This window comes from Stenotrophomonas sp. 78350_Sma (genome assembly GCF_056482105.1).
The window spans coordinates 1,377,904-1,392,686 of sequence record NZ_CM151182.1; the positions used below are offsets into that span (position 1 = coordinate 1,377,904).

Consider the following 14,783-nt stretch of genomic DNA (forward strand, 5'->3'; position numbering starts at 1 on the left):
ATGGTGAAGAAGTGCGCAAACGGTAGTGCGCGCGGCGTGAAGCCCGGGTCTGCGGTCATCGGTCTGTCCTCAACGAAGGGTGCCGCTGGCCGCAGTGCGCAGCGCCTGGGTGATGTGCTGCAGCGTGCTTGAACGCACGGCGGCATGCTGCCAGTACAGCGGCACATCGAGCCAGCGGCGGGGTTCCAGTACCACCACGCGGCCGGCGCGCACGGCGGGCGCGACCAGCGTTTCCGGGGCCATGCCCCAGCCGAGTCCGCACGCGGCGGCCTCGACGAAGCCGGTGGAGGAGGGCAGGTAGTGTAGCGGCGGCTGCAGGTGCGCGCGGGTCAGGCGCCGCACGAAGCGCCATTGCAGTTCATCTTTGCGGTTGAACACCAGCATCGGTGCGCGCGCCAGTGCCGCGGCCTGCATGCCGTCGCTGAAGTAATGACGCGCGAAGCCGGGAGAGGCGATGGCGTGGTAACGCATCGCGCCAAGCGGATGCACGTTGCAGCCCTTCACCGGTTGGCTTTCGGCGGTGACCGCGCCGAGCACGCTGCCATCGCGCAGCAGCTGCAGGGTGTGGTCCTGGTCGTCCATGCGCAGGTCGAACAGATAGCCATGGCGCTGGTGCAGGTCGGCGATGGCCGGCACGAACCAGGTGTCGAGCGAGTCGTCGTTGACCGCCAGCGGGATTGGCGTGCGCGCGGCGTCACTGCCGCGTTCGGGCAGCAGTTCGGCCACTGCCTCGGCCTCCAGCGCCTGCATCGGCCGCACACGCCGCAGCAGTGCCTCACCGGCGGCGGTGGGCCGGCACGGTGCCTGGCGCACCACCAGCACCTGGCCAAGCCGGTCCTCCAGGGCCTTGATCCGCTGCGACAGTGCCGACGGGCTGATCGACAGCCGGCGTGCGGCGGCCTCGAAGCTGCCTTCTTCCAGCACTGCAGCAAATGCGGACAGTTGCGGATGTACCAGGTCCACACCGGCACCTCTTCAGTATTTCTGCACAGGATAAAGAAAAATCAGTTTGTCTTAACGTGTCCGTTGGCCGCACCCTGCGCGTCCCCCCGCTGCCTGGCCTGTTCCGATGTGGATTGCTGCTACCGCCGCCGGCCTGTTCGCAGGTGCCGGCCTGATCATCGCCATCGGCGCGCAGAACGCCTTCGTGCTGCGCCAGGGCCTGCAGCAGCGCCATATGGGGAGAGTAGTGCTGGCTTGCGCAGGTGCGGACATCGCGCTGATCCTTGCCGGCGTTGGCGGCATGGGTGCGCTGGTGCTGCAGTGGCCGCTGCTGCTGCAGGTGCTGCGTTTCGGTGGCGCGGCATTCCTGCTCTGGTATGGCCTGCAGGCCGGGCTGCGCGCGTGGCGAGGTGGCAGTGCACTGGCGGCGGGTGACGTGGACGGTGGCGATCGACGGCAGGTGCTGCTGACCTGCCTGGCCTTCACCCTGCTCAATCCGCACGTCTATCTGGACACCGTGGTGCTGCTGGGCAGCCTGTCCACGCGCTATCCGGGCGATCTGCGCTGGGCGTTTGCTGCCGGCGCCTGCGCAGCCAGCGTCATCTGGTTCTGCACGCTGGGCTATGGCGCGCGCCTGTTGCAGCCGGTGTTCCGCAGGCCGTCTGCGTGGCGGGTGCTGGATGCTGGCGTGGCGATGTTCATGTTCTGCCTTGCGACGTTGTTGCTGTTGCGTCCTCTATCGCCATGAGTGCGCGGTCGGGTACCGCGCGCTTGAGTCGTACTTCGTGCATACATCGATCACAGCGGGAGCTCCCATTGCAGGCGAAGGCTGGGTACGGAACGTCGGGTGTTGCGAAGTACCTGCGACCCGCCTTCGTCGAAACGCCACTGGCCGGTCTCGATGTCCTGCGCCAACAGGTTCGAGGCGGTCAAGCGCAGCTTGCCGTGCCGCTCGGTCGCGTACTGTGCCCAGGCTTCCAGTTCGCGTCGATAGGACGTGATGTCCAGCTCGCTCAGGCTGTAGCGTATTCTGCCTCCGCTGCGATGGGTGTAGGCCAGGCCGCTGCTCCAGCGCGATGAGATGCGGTAATCGAGCGACGCATTGGCGGTGAATGGCACCTGGTCTTCAATCCGATTGTCAGGCCCGGGAAGATCCCTGACCCGGGAGTGGTTCCAGGTGGCGTTGCCGCGCAGCTCGATATCCGGCCCTCTGCGGTACAGGCGTGCCAGCGGCATCCTGCCATCCATCTCGATTCCCCAGGTCATGGCGAGGGTACCGTTGACCGGCGTCGATACCCAGCGCCCGTCACGTAGCACCGTTTCATTGCGGATCGGTGCATCGATGCGACGCAGGTAGCCGCCGATGCTTCCTTGAGTACCTTCACCGCCGTGCATTTCCCAAGCCGCATCCAGACCCCACGCCAGTTCCGGACGCAGCGATGGATTCCCGATCTCGTCGGGGTTCAGTGGACGGTTGTTGGTAGAGGTGTACGGACGCGGGACCAGCGAGCGCAGCGCTGGTGCGCGGAAGCTGCGGCTCAATGAGACCCGTAGCTGGTCCTTGCCCTTTGCACGCTTCCACAGGCCCTGCAGGACCGGCGTGAACACGCTGGCACGGTGACGCGTGGTGGCGAAATTCCGACCTTCGCTGCGGGTCTGCAGTTGTTCCCAGCGACCGCCGACGTAGAAGGCACTGCGCGCGCCCCAAGGAAACTCATCCTGCGCGTACAGCGCCACGCGATTCAGCCGCGCATCGAAGGAGAGGTCGCTGACCGTCGATGGTTCGCTGGGGGAAGAATGCAATTGCTGCACTCGGGATTCACGCCGCGAGTCCATGCTGCTTTCGGCACCGACCTGCAGTGTATGGCGGCCCCACGCCGGCAGGGTCCACTTCACGCGGGTGGTGCCACCCAGCACGTGCAGCTTCGCATCGGTGCGATCGAAAAGATTATCCTGCTGTGCCTCATCCTGTCCTTGTTCGCGAAAGCGGTAGTCCTCCCGGTTTCCGTCCATTGCCAGGCGCAGGTTCAGGCTGCCTCCATCCGACAGTTTTTTCTCCCACTCTGCACTGACCTGGCCCTGGTCAAGGCGCAGGTGCGTGCGTTGCCGGTAATGGGGAGTGCGTAGTGCCGGGCCCAGCAGCGTGTCCCAATCAATGGTCATGTCGCGACGGAAGTCGGACGCGTCCACCAGGGCCTGCAGCGAAAGGGTGGTGTCATCGCTGGTTCTGAAGGTCAGTGAGGGCGAGAGCGAAACGCTGTTGCGTTGGCCGGTGGCACGCAGGCGCGATTGTCGATGCAGCAACGGCGTACCAACACCATCCCAGGCGTCCTCTCTACTGCGTTCCTCCGCCAGGAATGCGCGGGCGGTTGCCGTGGCGGTCAGTGAAACATCACGGTCGAGATTGGAACGGGCCTGCCGCCAGCTCGCTGACGGGGTCATGCGCCCTTGGGTATCCGTCCATGAAACCGTCAGCCGTTGACTGTCTTTTGCAACCGGTGCACGGGTGACGATGTTGAGTGTGCCGGCGATGGCACCCATGCCCTGATCAGCGGAGGGCGCGCGCAGGATTTCGATGCGCTCGATCAGATCGGTGGCCAGTGAGTCCAGGCTGAAAGCGGCGGGTGTGCGCTGGCCGTTCAACAGGATCTGCGTGTAGCCCGCGCCCAGGCCGCGTAGTGACACGGTGCCTGGACGGCCCGGTGCGCCGTTCGAAACGCTGACACCGGGCAAGCGCTTGAGTGCCTCCAGCAGGTCGGTATCGCCATGCCGTTGCAGCGCCTCGCGGTCCACCACGATGCGGCTCGCAGTGTCGTCACGGCGAGCGTCGTAGCGCTCGGACTGGACGTGCACTGCATCCAGATCGGTCGTGTTTGAAGGGGAGGGTGTCGTTGGTGGAAGGGCCATGGCATTCGCTGGTCCCATCAGGCAGCCAATGGTGAGCCACACGCCCGCGTGTGGCCGCAGTGTTGTCGGGGAGGGCGAAGATCGACGCATGGTCGTGCGGTTCCTTTGTCACGGCGGGACAGCGGGCCGCAGCAGGTCCTCCCGCGGCCGGGTATCGAAACGATGCATGGAGGGCGGCGGCAGGGCGCCGGTCAGTGCATTACTGCAACCAGTGCTGCGGGTCCACTCGTGTTCCGTTGCGCAGCAGTTCCATGTGCAGGTGTGGGCCGGTAGTGCGCCCGGTGTTGCCGCTGCGGGCGATGGGATCGCCCCTGCGCACCTGCTGGCCTGGCTGTACCGCGAAGTCCTGCAGGTGTGCAAACAGCGACTGCCAGCCACCGCCGTGATCGATCACGACAACCGTGCCGTAGTTCGCACCATCGGGATAGGCGTGCGTGGCAGCGATCACGGTGCCGTCGGCGGGGGCGAGCACGGCGGTGCCACGGCGCGCGGCGAAGTCGGTGCCGTGGTGGGCGCTCTGGCGGAAGTCGGCGACGTGCCCGAACACGCTGGTGACCCGCGCATTGGACAGTGGCATGAAGAATGACGGAGGTGGCAGCGTGGCTTCCACCAGTGTTACCGATGCGATGGGGAGTGGCAGCGTCACGGGCGTCGGTCCTGCCACCACGGTCGCCTGTACGGTGGCCACGCCGACTGTGCAGGCAGAGCCCAGTGCGAGCAGCAGCAGGACGCTGGTGAGGCCTGGGCGGCGACCGTTGTCACCCTTCAGCATGTGCTGCAGGCGCACCTGGTGGCCGCCGAGATCGCGATGGGTGAGGGCGCTGGTCGGCTGCACGGCCGTCGCGTAGCGAAGGGTCTGGACATAGGCGTGGGCCAACAGACGGCCGTCGTTGGCGGCGCCACCCTCGGCCAGTGCTCGCGCATCGCATTGCAGTTCGGCGGCCAGTTGCATGCGCGCGGCAATGCGTCGAACGAAGGGATTGAACCAGTACAGCGCACCAACAAACCGCATCAGCGCAGCGCGCTGGGGGTCGCGGCGCTGCAGGTGGGCCGCCTCGTGGCCGATGACCAGGCGAAGCGTACGATCAGGCAGGGCCAGGCATGCCGTGGGCAGGATGATCTGCGGCTGCGGCCTGCACAGGGCGAACGGCGTGCCGCTGCCTTCTACAATGCGCAACGCGACGCCTTCCTGCTGAAGCCCCTGCACAGCATGGTGCGATTGCGGGCCAGGCAACTGCGCAGTCTGCAGCGGGTGGCTGCGGCGTAGCAGGGCCCGCAGCCGGCCGCTGGCCAATGCCCAACGAACGAGGGCCAGCATGACCCCCGCGATATAGACGGTCAGCAGCAGTGGCGTCAGCCAAGCCATCAATGGCTCGGTCGCCGCGAGTGCAGGCAGTTGTTGCACTGGCCGCAGTACGGCGGTGCCGCTGTCCAGCGCAACGGGCAATGCGCTGGCCAGCTTCTGCAACGGTGCCGCCTGCATCGGCAGCAACAGCGCAAGCAAGGGGGGCAGCACGGCACACAACCACGCCCCCAGCCAAAAGCGTGTCGACGCATGTGAAAGCCTGAGCAGCCGCTGCAGCGATTGCGCGCCGTACCAGGCCAGGCCAGCCCCCAGCAGGCTCGCAGCGAGGCTGATCATCCACGGCGCGGTTGATGACAGGCTCATGGCTGGTCCTCGTCATCCTGGAGCAGCAGCGCCTGCAGTTGCTCGATTTCCTTGTCGCTCAGCAGGCGGCTTTCGGCGAATGCCTGGGTCGGCAGCGGCCCGTCGATCTCCAGTACGCGACGAGCGAAGTCGGCACTGAGTGCGGCCAGGGTGGCCACCTTGCCGACCTTGGCACTGTAGACATTCAGACCGTGCTGGCTGCCCTCTTTCACCAGGCCCTTGTCGACCATCCGTTCCAGCGTCTTGCGCGTGGACGAGTACGACCAGTCCAGTGCGGCAGCTGCCGCGTTGTGCAATTCACGCGCGCTGCAGGCGCCGTCGCGCCACAGGCACTTCAACAACTCCAGTTCGGCGTTCGAAGGTGTTGGGACGCGGGGCATGGTCAGACCTGTGCGTGCGATTGATGTCGTGAGTGTGCGACAGATGTCGCACGCCATGCAAGAGGCACATCAAGGCGCGGAGGTGCTGAGGTCAGCCGGTCGCCATCCGGTCGATGGCGCACAACGGTGTCTCGCCGGGGCGCAGGGTCAGGACGCGCACGCCATTGCGGGTGACTGCCACGGTATGCTCGAACTGCGCCGACAGCTTGCCGTCGCGGGTGTAGACCGGCCATTCGTCCGGCTCCTGGCGGATGGCCGGCTTGCCCTGGTTGAGCATCGGCTCGATGGTGAACACCATCCCTTCTTCCAGCACCATGCCGGTGTTGGGATGCCCGTAGTGCAGGATCTGCGGTTCCTCGTGCATCTCCTGGCCGATGCCGTGGCCGCAGTACTCCTTCACCACGCTGTAGCCGTGGCTGCGTGTGTGGCGGGCGATGGCGTGGCCGATATCGCCCAGGCGTGCGCCGGGGCGCACCGCGGCGATGCCTTTCCACATCGCCTGGTAGGCGGTCTGCACCAGCCTGCGCGCGGCGTAGTCGACCTCACCGACCAGGTAGGTGGTGCTGGAGTCGGCGATGTAGCCGTTCTTTTCCAGGGTGATGTCGAGGTTGACGATCTGGCCGTTGCGCAGCACGTCGGTGGCACTGGGTACGCCGTGGCAGATCACGTTGTCGATCGAAGTGTTGAGCACATACGGGAAGCCGTACTGGCCCTTGCTGGCCGGCCGTGCCTGCAGCTCATCGACGATCATGCGCTCGACGAATTCGTTGATCTCCATCGTGCTGCGGCCCTGCAGCGGCAGCTGGTCGAGCGCGGCGAACACCTGCGCCAGCAGGCGCCCGGATTCGGCCATCAACGCGATTTCGTCGGGGCGCTTGATGATGCCCATCGGCTCAGACCTGGCCCGGAGGCAACAACGGCGGCTGCACGCCGGCCGCGCGCAGCTCGCTGGCGACGATGTCCTGGAAACTCAGCGTCGGGTTCATCTCGCACAGCATGCCGACCCGGATCCAGAAGTTGGCCTGGGCGTTGATCGAACGGCTGGAGACGGTGCAGGCACGGCGCAGCTGGTCGTGCAGGGTGTCATCGATGTTGACGATGCCCATGGGCGGTCCTGGTGGAGTGGATATACGAAGCATATATGTTCCGTATATCCGCCTCAAGTCCGTCCGATTCAGTCCATGTGGGTGGCAAAGCGCAGGCGGTTGCCGTCGGGGTCGCGCAGCAACATCTCGCGGCTGCCCCACTCGGTGTCATGCGGGGGCTGCTCGATCGGCACGTTGGCCGCACTGAAGGCGCGGTGCAGGCTGTCGACGTCGTCGACAATGAAATACACCGCACCGCCGACCTCGCAGTCGCCGCTGTGCTCGGTGAGGAAGAGCGTCTGGCCGTCGCGGGTGAGCTGGGCGAACAGGGGGAAGCCGGGTTCGAAGCGGTGTTCCCAGTCGACCACGAAACCCAGCCCCTGCACGTAGAACGGCAGGGTGGTATCGGCGTGGCGCATGCGCAGCTGCGGGATGACGGTCTGGGGCATGGCGAGAGCTCCGGGACGGGAGTCCAGTGTAGTGCCGGCCGCTGGCCGGCATTGGTCTGGTAGATGCCAACCTTGGTTGGCATTGCCGGCCAGCGGCCGGCACTACCGAAGCCATGCCGGCCAGCGGCCGGCACCAGCGCTCAACCGGCCGTCGGTACCGCGGCCATCGCGGCCAGCAGTTCGCGGTTCACCTGCTGGTGCCGGGCCTGCCAGGCGGGAAGATCATCGGCGCTGATGTCCGGCTGGCCATCCAGCGACGACAGCCAGCGCTTGAAGCGGCTCTGGTAGTTGGCCAGCGACACCTCGCCGGTGATGTCACTGCCGACCAGGCCGCCGGCACGCAGCGCTTCGATCACCACCAGCGCGTCTTCCAGCTGGAAACGGCCCTGGTCCCAGTTGCTGCGGGCGACGTCCTCGGCAAACACATCCTTGTCGATCGACAGGTAGGTGGGTTGTGGCGACTTGGCCTGTTCGGCAGCGAACGCAGCCACCAGCGCTTCGGGGTGCTCGAAGCGGCGGAACGCGTGGCCCATGCCGAGGCGATGGCCCCAGCCGACATCCACGTCCATGCACCAGTACGTCAGGCGGCCGTCCAGCAGCGGGCGCCAGTGGTTCTCCCAGGCATGGCCGAGGCCGATGTCGCTGGAGGTGATGCCGAGCACATGGATGTGCGAGATCTGCGGCAGCTTGCTGGCGGCATTCACCCATGAACCGCAATGCATGCCGAACGGAAAACGCATGTTGTCCGGATGGTTGTCCAGCACCACCAGCTGGAACGGCGCCCGTGCACGCATGCGGCGCAGCAGCGGCAGGCTGAGATGGTGGAAGTCACCACTGCCGAGCATGACCGTGCCGGGTTGCGCGGGCAGCGACGCGAGCACTTCGGCGCCGAAGCGATCCAGGGTGCTGTTGCTGCAGGCGAAGCGCAGCGGGTCGTGCCACTGCGGCAGCGCCAGGGTCTGTGCCTGGGGCAGTGGCAGCACACCACCGTCCAGGTCGAGGATCAGCGGGGAACGCAACGGCATCGCTCAGCCGCCTCCATCAGGTTCGCCCTGCAGGTACGGGGCCAGGCGGCGCAGGGCGGCGCGCAGCAGCGGGGAGCGTGCGTGGATCGCGTGCCGGGTGGAGGTGAAGCGGGCGCCCAGCTCGGCTTTGATCCGCGAGTCGGTCCAGCCGGCCACATAGTGGCTCAGGCCGTGCTGCAGCGCGTACTCAAGGTTGTGCATCCAGCTGACCGCGTACAGGTTGTGCTCGCGCGACTGCGGATAGGCCAGCCCGATGTACTTGTCCACCAGCTTTCCGGCGTGGATGTAGCACAGGTTCCAGCCGATCAGCTGGCCCTGGTGGCGATACAGGAACATCCGTCCCTGGCCCTGGCTGTCGGCCAGCAGATGCTGGAAGTAGGGCAGGCCGAGCTGGTCGAAATGCACCGCGCTCTGCGCATATACGCCCAGGTACAGCGCATACAGTTCGGCCTGCAGCTGCGGGTCGGCCAGGGCCGGATCACCGGTGGCGATGCAGTCGATCTGCAGGTCATCACGCGAACGGAGCTTGCGCCGGATGTTCTTGCGGCGCGAGGACGACAGGCGGCCAAGATAGCCATCGAGCGAATCGAAATCGATCGCCACCCAGGCCAGTGGCATGCCTTCCAGTTCAACGAAGCCGCGTTCCAGCAATGCCTGCAGGAAGGCGCCGCTGTGTGCGTTGGCGGCGTCGTCCAGCAGCGGTGAATCGATCGCCAGGTCCTTGACCACCAGCAGGCGCGTATCGCCGATCGCGTGACGCGTCACGTCCTCGGCCAGCGCCTCAGGCGCGATGTGTGCCGGCAGCGGGGTGTACTCGGTGCTGGTGGCACCGACGAAACGGGTCTTCCAGGTGATCCACGGCCGCCACAGGCGCGACAGCGGCAGGCCGAGCAGCCTGCCGCGCAGTTCGTCGTCCATCGTCGTGGTCAGGTCCAGCGGCGCACGGAAGGTCGGCAGGCCGCTGGGAAGGCGACCTGCCTCGAATCCGAGCGGCGGGTGGGCCAGGAAGCCCTCCAGCAGCGCGGCCGGTTCCAGCGCGGTGCTGGACGCGCGTGACGTCATGTCCATCGGCACGGGAACCGGCAGCGCATCGACGTCAGCCCTTGGCCTTGGTCAGTGCCTGGTCAAGCAGGGTGATCGCCAGGTCGATTTCTTCGTAGCTGATGTCCAGCGACGGCGCGAAGGTGATCACGTTCTTGTACCAGCCACCCACGTCGAGCACGAGGCCCATGCGCTTGCCGTCGTGCAGGAGGTCACCAGCCAGGCCGATGTCGACCATGCGGTCCAGCAGTTCCTTGTTCGGGGTGTAGCCGTCGGTCTGGCAGATCTCGGCGCGCAGGGCCAGGCCCAGGCCGTCGACGTCGCCGATTTCCGGGTGACGCTTCTGCAGGCCACGCAGGCCGTCGAGGAAGTACGCGCCCTTTTCCGGCACGGTGCGCTCGTAGTCCATTTCCTTGCCCAGCTTCAGTACTTCCAGGCCCAGGCGAGTGCCCAGCGGGTTGGAGTTGAAGGTGGAGTGGGTGGAACCTGGCGGGAACACGGTCGGGTTGATCAGTTCTTCGCGCGCCCACAGGCCCGACAGCGGGTTCAGGCCGTTGGTCAGCGCCTTGCCGAACACCAGCACGTCCGGGGTGACGCCGAAGTGCTCGATCGACCACAACTTGCCGGTGCGCCAGAAGCCCATCTGGATTTCATCGACGACCATCAGGATGCCGTACTTGTCCAGCACGCGCTTGAGGCCGGTGAAGAAGTTGCGCGGCGGGATGACATAGCCGCCGGTGCCCTGGATCGGCTCGACGTAGAACGCAGCGTACTCGGCCTGGCCGACCTTGGGATCCCACACGCCGTTGTATTCGCTTTCGAACAGGCGTTCGAACTGCCATACGCAGTGGTCGGAGTATTCGTCCGGGGTCATGCCCTTCGGACGACGGAAGGGGTACGGGAACGGGATGAACATCGCGCGCTCGCCGAAGTGGCCGTAGCGGCGGCGGTAGCGGTAGCTGGAGGTGATCGACGACGCACCCAGGGTACGGCCGTGGTAGCCGCCTTCGAAGGCGAACATCAGGCTCTTGCCGCCGCGCGCGTTGCGCACGATCTTCAGCGAGTCTTCAATGGCCTGCGCGCCGCCCACGTTGAAGTGCACGCGGCCATCGAGGCCGAACTTCTCATGCATGTCCACGGCAATGGTCTTGGCCAGCTGCACGCGGGTCGGGTGCAGGTACTGGCTGGCGACCTGCGGCAGGGTGTCGATCTGGTCCTTCAGCGCGTCGTTCAGGCGCTTGTTGCTGTAGCCGAAGTTGCAGGCCGAGTACCACATCTGCAGGTCGAGGTAGGGCACGCCCGCACCGTCGAACATGTAGCTGCCTTCGCCGCGCTGGAAGATCTTCGGCGGGTCGACGTAGTGGACGGTGTCGCCGAAGGAGCTGTAGCGGGCTTCATCGGCCAGCAGCTGCGCATCGGAGGCAGCGGCGTCGGCGTTCTTGTCAAAAATGTTCATGCAGTTCGGTTCCGTGAAGGACGTTCGAAAGGGGGCAACGGGGGAGCGTGGCTGGAAGGGAGTGCTCAGGCGGTGGCCAGCAGCAGGGGCGGTACGGCGGGCTGCGGGGTGGCGTCGAGGCGACGTGGCTGCAGCAGGCTGCCATCGAGCAGGCGCGGCAACAGCGCGATTGCATCGTGGAAGGTGTCGATGGCGGCATGCTCGATGCCGGCCTTCGTGCAATGGGTGATCAGGCGGCGCTTGGCGAATACGAAGTCGGCATCTTCGGACACGCAGAAATCCGAGCTGCCGTCGCCGATCATCAGCACGCGCGGCGCTTCGTTGGCACGTGCCTGCGCGGCGCAGGTGCACTTGCAGGTGCCACTGCGGCAGCCTTCGGCCTGGTAGGGCGATTCCAGTTCCCAGTGGTCTTCGCACCAGCGCAGGTGGTTGGCCACCACCGGCAGCCGCGACAGGCCGTGGTTGGCGAGGATGCGGTGGATCGCATAGTCCAGGCCGTCGCTGACGATGCGCAGCGGCAGGCCCAGCTGCTCGGCGCGGGCGACGAAGGCGACGAAGCCCGGATCGATCTGCACCTGGTCCAGGTGCGCGTCAAGCGTGGCCGGGTCCAGCTTCAGCAGCCGCACCTGGCCCTGCATGCATTCACGCGAGCCGATCTTTCCCGCTTTCCACTGGTCTTCCAGTTCCTGCCAGCCCGGCTGGCCGTACTTTTCCAGCAGCGAGTCGATGACATCTTCGAGGCTGATGGTGCCATCGAAGTCACACAGGATGCTCCAGTGCATGGGCAGGTCCGTCGATGAAAGAAACGCCCGGCCCGATGCCGGGGCAGGCTCAATGTAGGTAGGCAGCCTTTCTCGTTCCTTTCCTGTTGAAAGGCTCTATTGACGGGCTGGGAAAGCGTTCAGGAAGGTGCATGGATGAATGCGCGGAACGCAGGCCACGCGTGCACGTACGGGTCAGGCGCGGGCCAGGACCTGCAGGATTTCGGCCGTGTCTTCACGGGTCTGCCAGGCGCTGTTGCCCAGGGTGAGCATGCGTGCGGCGAAGTCGCGCGCGTTGGGCATGTCGTCCTGCGGCACGATGCCGCGCAGGTACGCGTAGTCGGGCAGGGCATGGATGAACATGCGGCTGGCGCCGAGACCGCGTGGCCACAGCTCTTTCAGCACGGCATCGCGGGCCCGCTGGCTGGGTAGCAGCAGCATCAGCATCGGCCAGGTGCCGCCGGTACCGGCCAGCCCATCGACCACTTCCACCGCCGGCAGCTGTGCCAGCTGCACGCGCAGCTGCAATGCACGCAGGCGCCCTGCCTGCAGGAAGGCCGGCAGGCGCCGCGCGGCATGTGCACCGATGTTCTGCCGCCACTGGCTGACCCGGTGCTGCGGAATCTCCAGCGGGAAAATGTCACCGACCGCTTCTTCCAGGTCGCCACGCTGCAATGCGCTGCGCAGCGGATTTCCGTACACCAGCGACAGCAGCGACGGCCGATAGCAGGCGGCCAGGCCGAGCAGCTGCACACTGCGCAGCAGTTCCCAGCGCAGGTTGAAGCGCACCTGTTCGGCGGCATGTCCAGCCAGCGCGGCACGCAGTTCGTCATCGCGGCTGACCAGCAGGCCGCCTTCGTGCAGGCTCAGGCCCTTGCCGGCGGCCAGGCTGAAGAATCCGATATCGCCGCGCAGGCCGACACTGGTGTTGCCAACGCGTGCGCCGAGCGCCTGCGCGGCATCCTCGATCACCCAGGCGCCGGCGCCGCGCGCAACCTCGCAGGCCAGCTCGACATCGGCGATGCGCCCGCCCAGGTGAGTGGGCAGGATCGCCAGCGTGCGTGCATCGGCCAGGCGCTTGAGCTGGCCAGGGTCGAAATCGAAGTGGCCATGACGGGTGTCGCACAGCTGTACGCGAAGGCCCAGACTGTGCACCGCGATCGGCACCAGCGGACAGGTGTAGGCCGGCAGGATCACGGTGTCGCGCTGGGGTGTGCGCCTGCGCAGCGTTCGCAGCGCGATCAGCAGCGCGTGCGTGCCGGAACAGGTCAACTGCAGCGGCGGTGTGCCGAGCTGGCTGGCCAGGACCGCGCGCAGGTCGCCACCGCCAGGAAGGAAGTCGCTGGCCTGCATCGGCAGGCCGGCGGTGGGCGGCAGCTCGCGCGCGAACAGGCTCATCGCAACGTGCTCATGCGGTGCTTTCGGCAGGGCTGTGCGGATCGTCCGCTTCGGCACGGCCCAGGCAGACGATGCCGGCCACGATCAGTACCGCGCCGACCAGGTGATGCAGGGTCAGCGGTTCGTTCAACAGCCACGCCGACAGCAGCAGAACGCTGATCACTTCCAGGTGCGATGCGGCAAATGCAGGGCCGATCGGCGCATGGCGCAGCAGGCTCATCCAGGTGAAGAACGCACCCACGTAGCCGAGGATGGCGCCGTACACCCACGGCTGCGACAGCACGCGCAGCAGCCAGGCGGTGTTGGCCTCGACCGGCAGCGCGGCATCACCGGCAAACTTGAAGCACAGCTGGGCCAGCGTGTCGAAGGCCATCAGCAGCGGGAAGCCGATCACATACAGACGCCTCATGAGCCGGCCCCCACCACCGCCACGCCTGCAGTGACCAGCAGCATGCCGGTCACCCGCAGCGGGGTGACCTTCTCGCGGAACAGGAAACGGCCGGCGATCATCAGCGCGACGATGTTGATCGAGCCCAGCAGCACGCCCTTGGACAGCGGCACCAGCGACAGGAACGCGATCCAGGCGACGAACTCAAGCACGTAGCAGGCGATGCCGATCCACAGCCAGGGCCGGCTGAGCATGTGTTTCCAGCGCTGCAGGCCTTCGCCGTCCTGCGGGTCGCTGGCGGCGGCCTTGAAGGCAAGCTGGCCACCGGTATCGAGCACCACGTTGGCCAGCCACAGCAGCGTGGCGAGTGCCCCCATCTCAGGCCACCGCCTTGAGTACGCCCGTGCGCTCACCGATCTCGGTGAAAAAGCGCGCGCTGCGACGGATCACATCGCGGCGTTCGCGGTCGATGGTGATCATGTGGTAGCTGTCTTCCAGTACCACCAGTTCCTTCGGACCGCTGACCCGCGACATCACCAGCTCGGCGTTGCCCATGCTGGCCACGTCGTCTTCGCGGGCGTGCATCACCAGGCACGGTGCGGTGACCTGGTGCAGATGGCGGCGGGTCCAGTTGCTCAGCGCACGCATCTCGGCCAGCGCATGCCAGGGGTTGCCCGGCAGCCCGGCGGCGGCACTGTCGCCGGACAGCATGGCGGCGCTGACCTGCGCACGCAGTCGCTCGTCACGCAGGCCGTAGGGCGGCTCTTCCATGAACATGCGGTCGCGGCCGATGTTGAAGCGCTTGAACCACGGCAGCAGGAACGAGAAGCGGGCCACGGCGGGGATGTTCCAGCCGTCGTAGCGGAAAGTGGCGCCGTATACGCCGACCCCGGACACCCACTCCGGGCGACGTGCAGCCAGGGCCAGTGACAGCACCGCGCCCATCGACAGGCCACCGACGAACAGCTGGTCAACCTTGCCGCGCAGGGTTGCCGCCGCATCTTCCACACCCTGGTACCACTGTTCCCAGGTGGTCGCCAGCAGGTCATCCACGCTGCCGCAATGGCCGGGCAGCTGCACGCCGTGCACGGTGAAACCGGCGTTGTTCAGCCCTTTGCCCAGCATGCGCATTTCCGCCGGGGTGCCGGTCAGGCCATGGACCAGCAGCACGCCCTGTGGGCCACCGGGGAGGAAGAAGTCGTGCGATTCGGTCACCTGGCGGCTCCGGGACGGCAGTGGGGATGGCAGGATCGCAAGCGCGATTTTCGCCAGCCTTTCAGCG

Annotated in this window: 16 protein-coding genes; 1 reads left to right on the forward strand and 15 read right to left on the reverse strand. The window is 66.4% G+C overall.

Annotated features, from left to right (window positions below):
* Window positions 1-69: 69 nt before the first annotated feature.
* Entirely contained in the window at window positions 70-963 is an 894-nt protein-coding gene (locus tag ACZK4H_RS06355) for a LysR family transcriptional regulator ArgP (protein ID WP_099552415.1), read from the reverse strand.
* 106 nt (window positions 964-1,069) lie between these two features.
* Here ACZK4H_RS06355 and ACZK4H_RS06360 point away from each other — a divergent pair, with 106 nt between their 5' ends.
* Window positions 1,070-1,690, forward strand: a complete 621-nt coding sequence (locus tag ACZK4H_RS06360; RefSeq protein WP_099552414.1) for a LysE/ArgO family amino acid transporter — start codon at window positions 1,070-1,072, stop codon at window positions 1,688-1,690.
* Window positions 1,691-1,740: 50 nt separating this feature from the next.
* On the opposite strand, the gene ACZK4H_RS06365 is transcribed toward ACZK4H_RS06360, so the two are convergent.
* From ACZK4H_RS06365 to ACZK4H_RS06430, 14 genes are all read right to left on the reverse strand, one after another.
* Window positions 1,741-3,795 carry a TonB-dependent receptor plug domain-containing protein gene (locus tag ACZK4H_RS06365; RefSeq protein WP_239503816.1) on the reverse strand — a complete coding sequence of 685 codons (2,055 nt, stop codon included), beginning with the start codon at window positions 3,793-3,795 and terminating at the stop codon, window positions 1,741-1,743.
* A 253-nt stretch (window positions 3,796-4,048) separates the two neighbouring features.
* Window positions 4,049-5,518, reverse strand: a complete 1,470-nt coding sequence (locus ACZK4H_RS06370) for a M23/M56 family metallopeptidase (protein ID WP_099552412.1) — start codon at window positions 5,516-5,518, stop codon at window positions 4,049-4,051.
* A complete protein-coding gene (locus tag ACZK4H_RS06375; RefSeq protein ID WP_005408657.1) occupies window positions 5,515-5,898 on the reverse strand; it encodes a BlaI/MecI/CopY family transcriptional regulator in 384 nt (127 codons plus the stop codon). Before ACZK4H_RS06375 ends, ACZK4H_RS06370 begins: the two co-directional genes overlap by 4 nt.
* A 91-nt stretch (window positions 5,899-5,989) precedes the next feature.
* Window positions 5,990-6,781, reverse strand: coding sequence for a type I methionyl aminopeptidase (gene map, locus ACZK4H_RS06380; protein ID WP_197577819.1), 792 nt, complete (start codon window positions 6,779-6,781; stop codon window positions 5,990-5,992).
* Between the two features lie 10 nt (window positions 6,782-6,791).
* Entirely contained in the window at window positions 6,792-7,004 is a 213-nt protein-coding gene (locus ACZK4H_RS06385) for a ParD-like family protein (protein ID WP_005408659.1), read from the reverse strand.
* Window positions 7,005-7,072: 68 nt separating this feature from the next.
* On the reverse strand, window positions 7,073-7,432 hold the full coding sequence (locus tag ACZK4H_RS06390) for a bleomycin resistance protein (protein WP_099552410.1): 360 nt from the start codon (window positions 7,430-7,432) through the stop codon (window positions 7,073-7,075).
* A gap of 140 nt (window positions 7,433-7,572) precedes the next feature.
* Window positions 7,573-8,457 (reverse strand): arginase family protein, encoded by an 885-nt coding sequence (locus ACZK4H_RS06395; RefSeq protein ID WP_099552409.1) that lies wholly within the window; start codon window positions 8,455-8,457, stop codon window positions 7,573-7,575.
* Between the two features lie 3 nt (window positions 8,458-8,460).
* A complete protein-coding gene (locus ACZK4H_RS06400; RefSeq protein ID WP_099552408.1) occupies window positions 8,461-9,525 on the reverse strand; it encodes a GNAT family N-acetyltransferase in 1,065 nt (354 codons plus the stop codon).
* A 28-nt stretch (window positions 9,526-9,553) separates the two neighbouring features.
* On the reverse strand, window positions 9,554-10,954 hold the full coding sequence (locus tag ACZK4H_RS06405; RefSeq protein ID WP_006425764.1) for an aspartate aminotransferase family protein: 1,401 nt from the start codon (window positions 10,952-10,954) through the stop codon (window positions 9,554-9,556).
* A 65-nt stretch (window positions 10,955-11,019) separates the two neighbouring features.
* Window positions 11,020-11,736: an MtnX-like HAD-IB family phosphatase gene (locus ACZK4H_RS06410; RefSeq protein ID WP_099552407.1), complete on the reverse strand. Its 717-nt coding sequence runs from the start codon at window positions 11,734-11,736 to the stop codon at window positions 11,020-11,022.
* A gap of 174 nt (window positions 11,737-11,910) precedes the next feature.
* Window positions 11,911-13,113, reverse strand: coding sequence for a DegT/DnrJ/EryC1/StrS family aminotransferase (locus tag ACZK4H_RS06415; RefSeq protein WP_099552406.1), 1,203 nt, complete (start codon window positions 13,111-13,113; stop codon window positions 11,911-11,913).
* A 10-nt stretch (window positions 13,114-13,123) separates the two neighbouring features.
* Window positions 13,124-13,522, reverse strand: coding sequence for a DMT family transporter (locus ACZK4H_RS06420; RefSeq protein ID WP_099552405.1), 399 nt, complete (start codon window positions 13,520-13,522; stop codon window positions 13,124-13,126).
* The gene (locus ACZK4H_RS06425) at window positions 13,519-13,878 is read right to left on the reverse strand and encodes an EamA family transporter (RefSeq protein ID WP_099552404.1); all 360 of its coding nucleotides are present in this window, start codon (window positions 13,876-13,878) and stop codon (window positions 13,519-13,521) included. Before ACZK4H_RS06425 ends, ACZK4H_RS06420 begins: the two co-directional genes overlap by 4 nt.
* 1 nt (window position 13,879) lies before the next feature.
* A complete protein-coding gene (locus ACZK4H_RS06430) occupies window positions 13,880-14,716 on the reverse strand; it encodes an alpha/beta hydrolase (RefSeq protein WP_010483180.1) in 837 nt (278 codons plus the stop codon).
* Window positions 14,717-14,783: the final 67 nt, after the last annotated feature.

Bases quoted from the DNA above. Each gene is read 5' to 3' on its own strand.
- ACZK4H_RS06360 (WP_099552414.1), top strand. From the start codon at position 1,070: ATGTGGATTGCTGCTACCGCCGCCGGCCTGTTCGCAGGTGCCGGCCTG.
- ACZK4H_RS06370 (WP_099552412.1), bottom strand. From the start codon at position 5,518: ATGAGCCTGTCATCAACCGCGCCGTGGATGATCAGCCTCGCTGCGAGC.
- ACZK4H_RS06375 (WP_005408657.1), bottom strand. From the start codon at position 5,898: ATGCCCCGCGTCCCAACACCTTCGAACGCCGAACTGGAGTTGTTGAAG.
- ACZK4H_RS06385 (WP_005408659.1), bottom strand. From the start codon at position 7,004: ATGGGCATCGTCAACATCGATGACACCCTGCACGACCAGCTGCGCCGT.
- ACZK4H_RS06390 (WP_099552410.1), bottom strand. From the start codon at position 7,432: ATGCCCCAGACCGTCATCCCGCAGCTGCGCATGCGCCACGCCGATACC.
- ACZK4H_RS06395 (WP_099552409.1), bottom strand. From the start codon at position 8,457: ATGCCGTTGCGTTCCCCGCTGATCCTCGACCTGGACGGTGGTGTGCTG.
- ACZK4H_RS06400 (WP_099552408.1), bottom strand. From the start codon at position 9,525: ATGGACATGACGTCACGCGCGTCCAGCACCGCGCTGGAACCGGCCGCG.
- ACZK4H_RS06405 (WP_006425764.1), bottom strand. From the start codon at position 10,954: ATGAACATTTTTGACAAGAACGCCGACGCCGCTGCCTCCGATGCGCAG.
- ACZK4H_RS06410 (WP_099552407.1), bottom strand. From the start codon at position 11,736: ATGCACTGGAGCATCCTGTGTGACTTCGATGGCACCATCAGCCTCGAA.
- ACZK4H_RS06415 (WP_099552406.1), bottom strand. From the start codon at position 13,113: ATGAGCCTGTTCGCGCGCGAGCTGCCGCCCACCGCCGGCCTGCCGATG.
- ACZK4H_RS06420 (WP_099552405.1), bottom strand. From the start codon at position 13,522: ATGAGGCGTCTGTATGTGATCGGCTTCCCGCTGCTGATGGCCTTCGAC.
- ACZK4H_RS06425 (WP_099552404.1), bottom strand. From the start codon at position 13,878: ATGGGGGCACTCGCCACGCTGCTGTGGCTGGCCAACGTGGTGCTCGAT.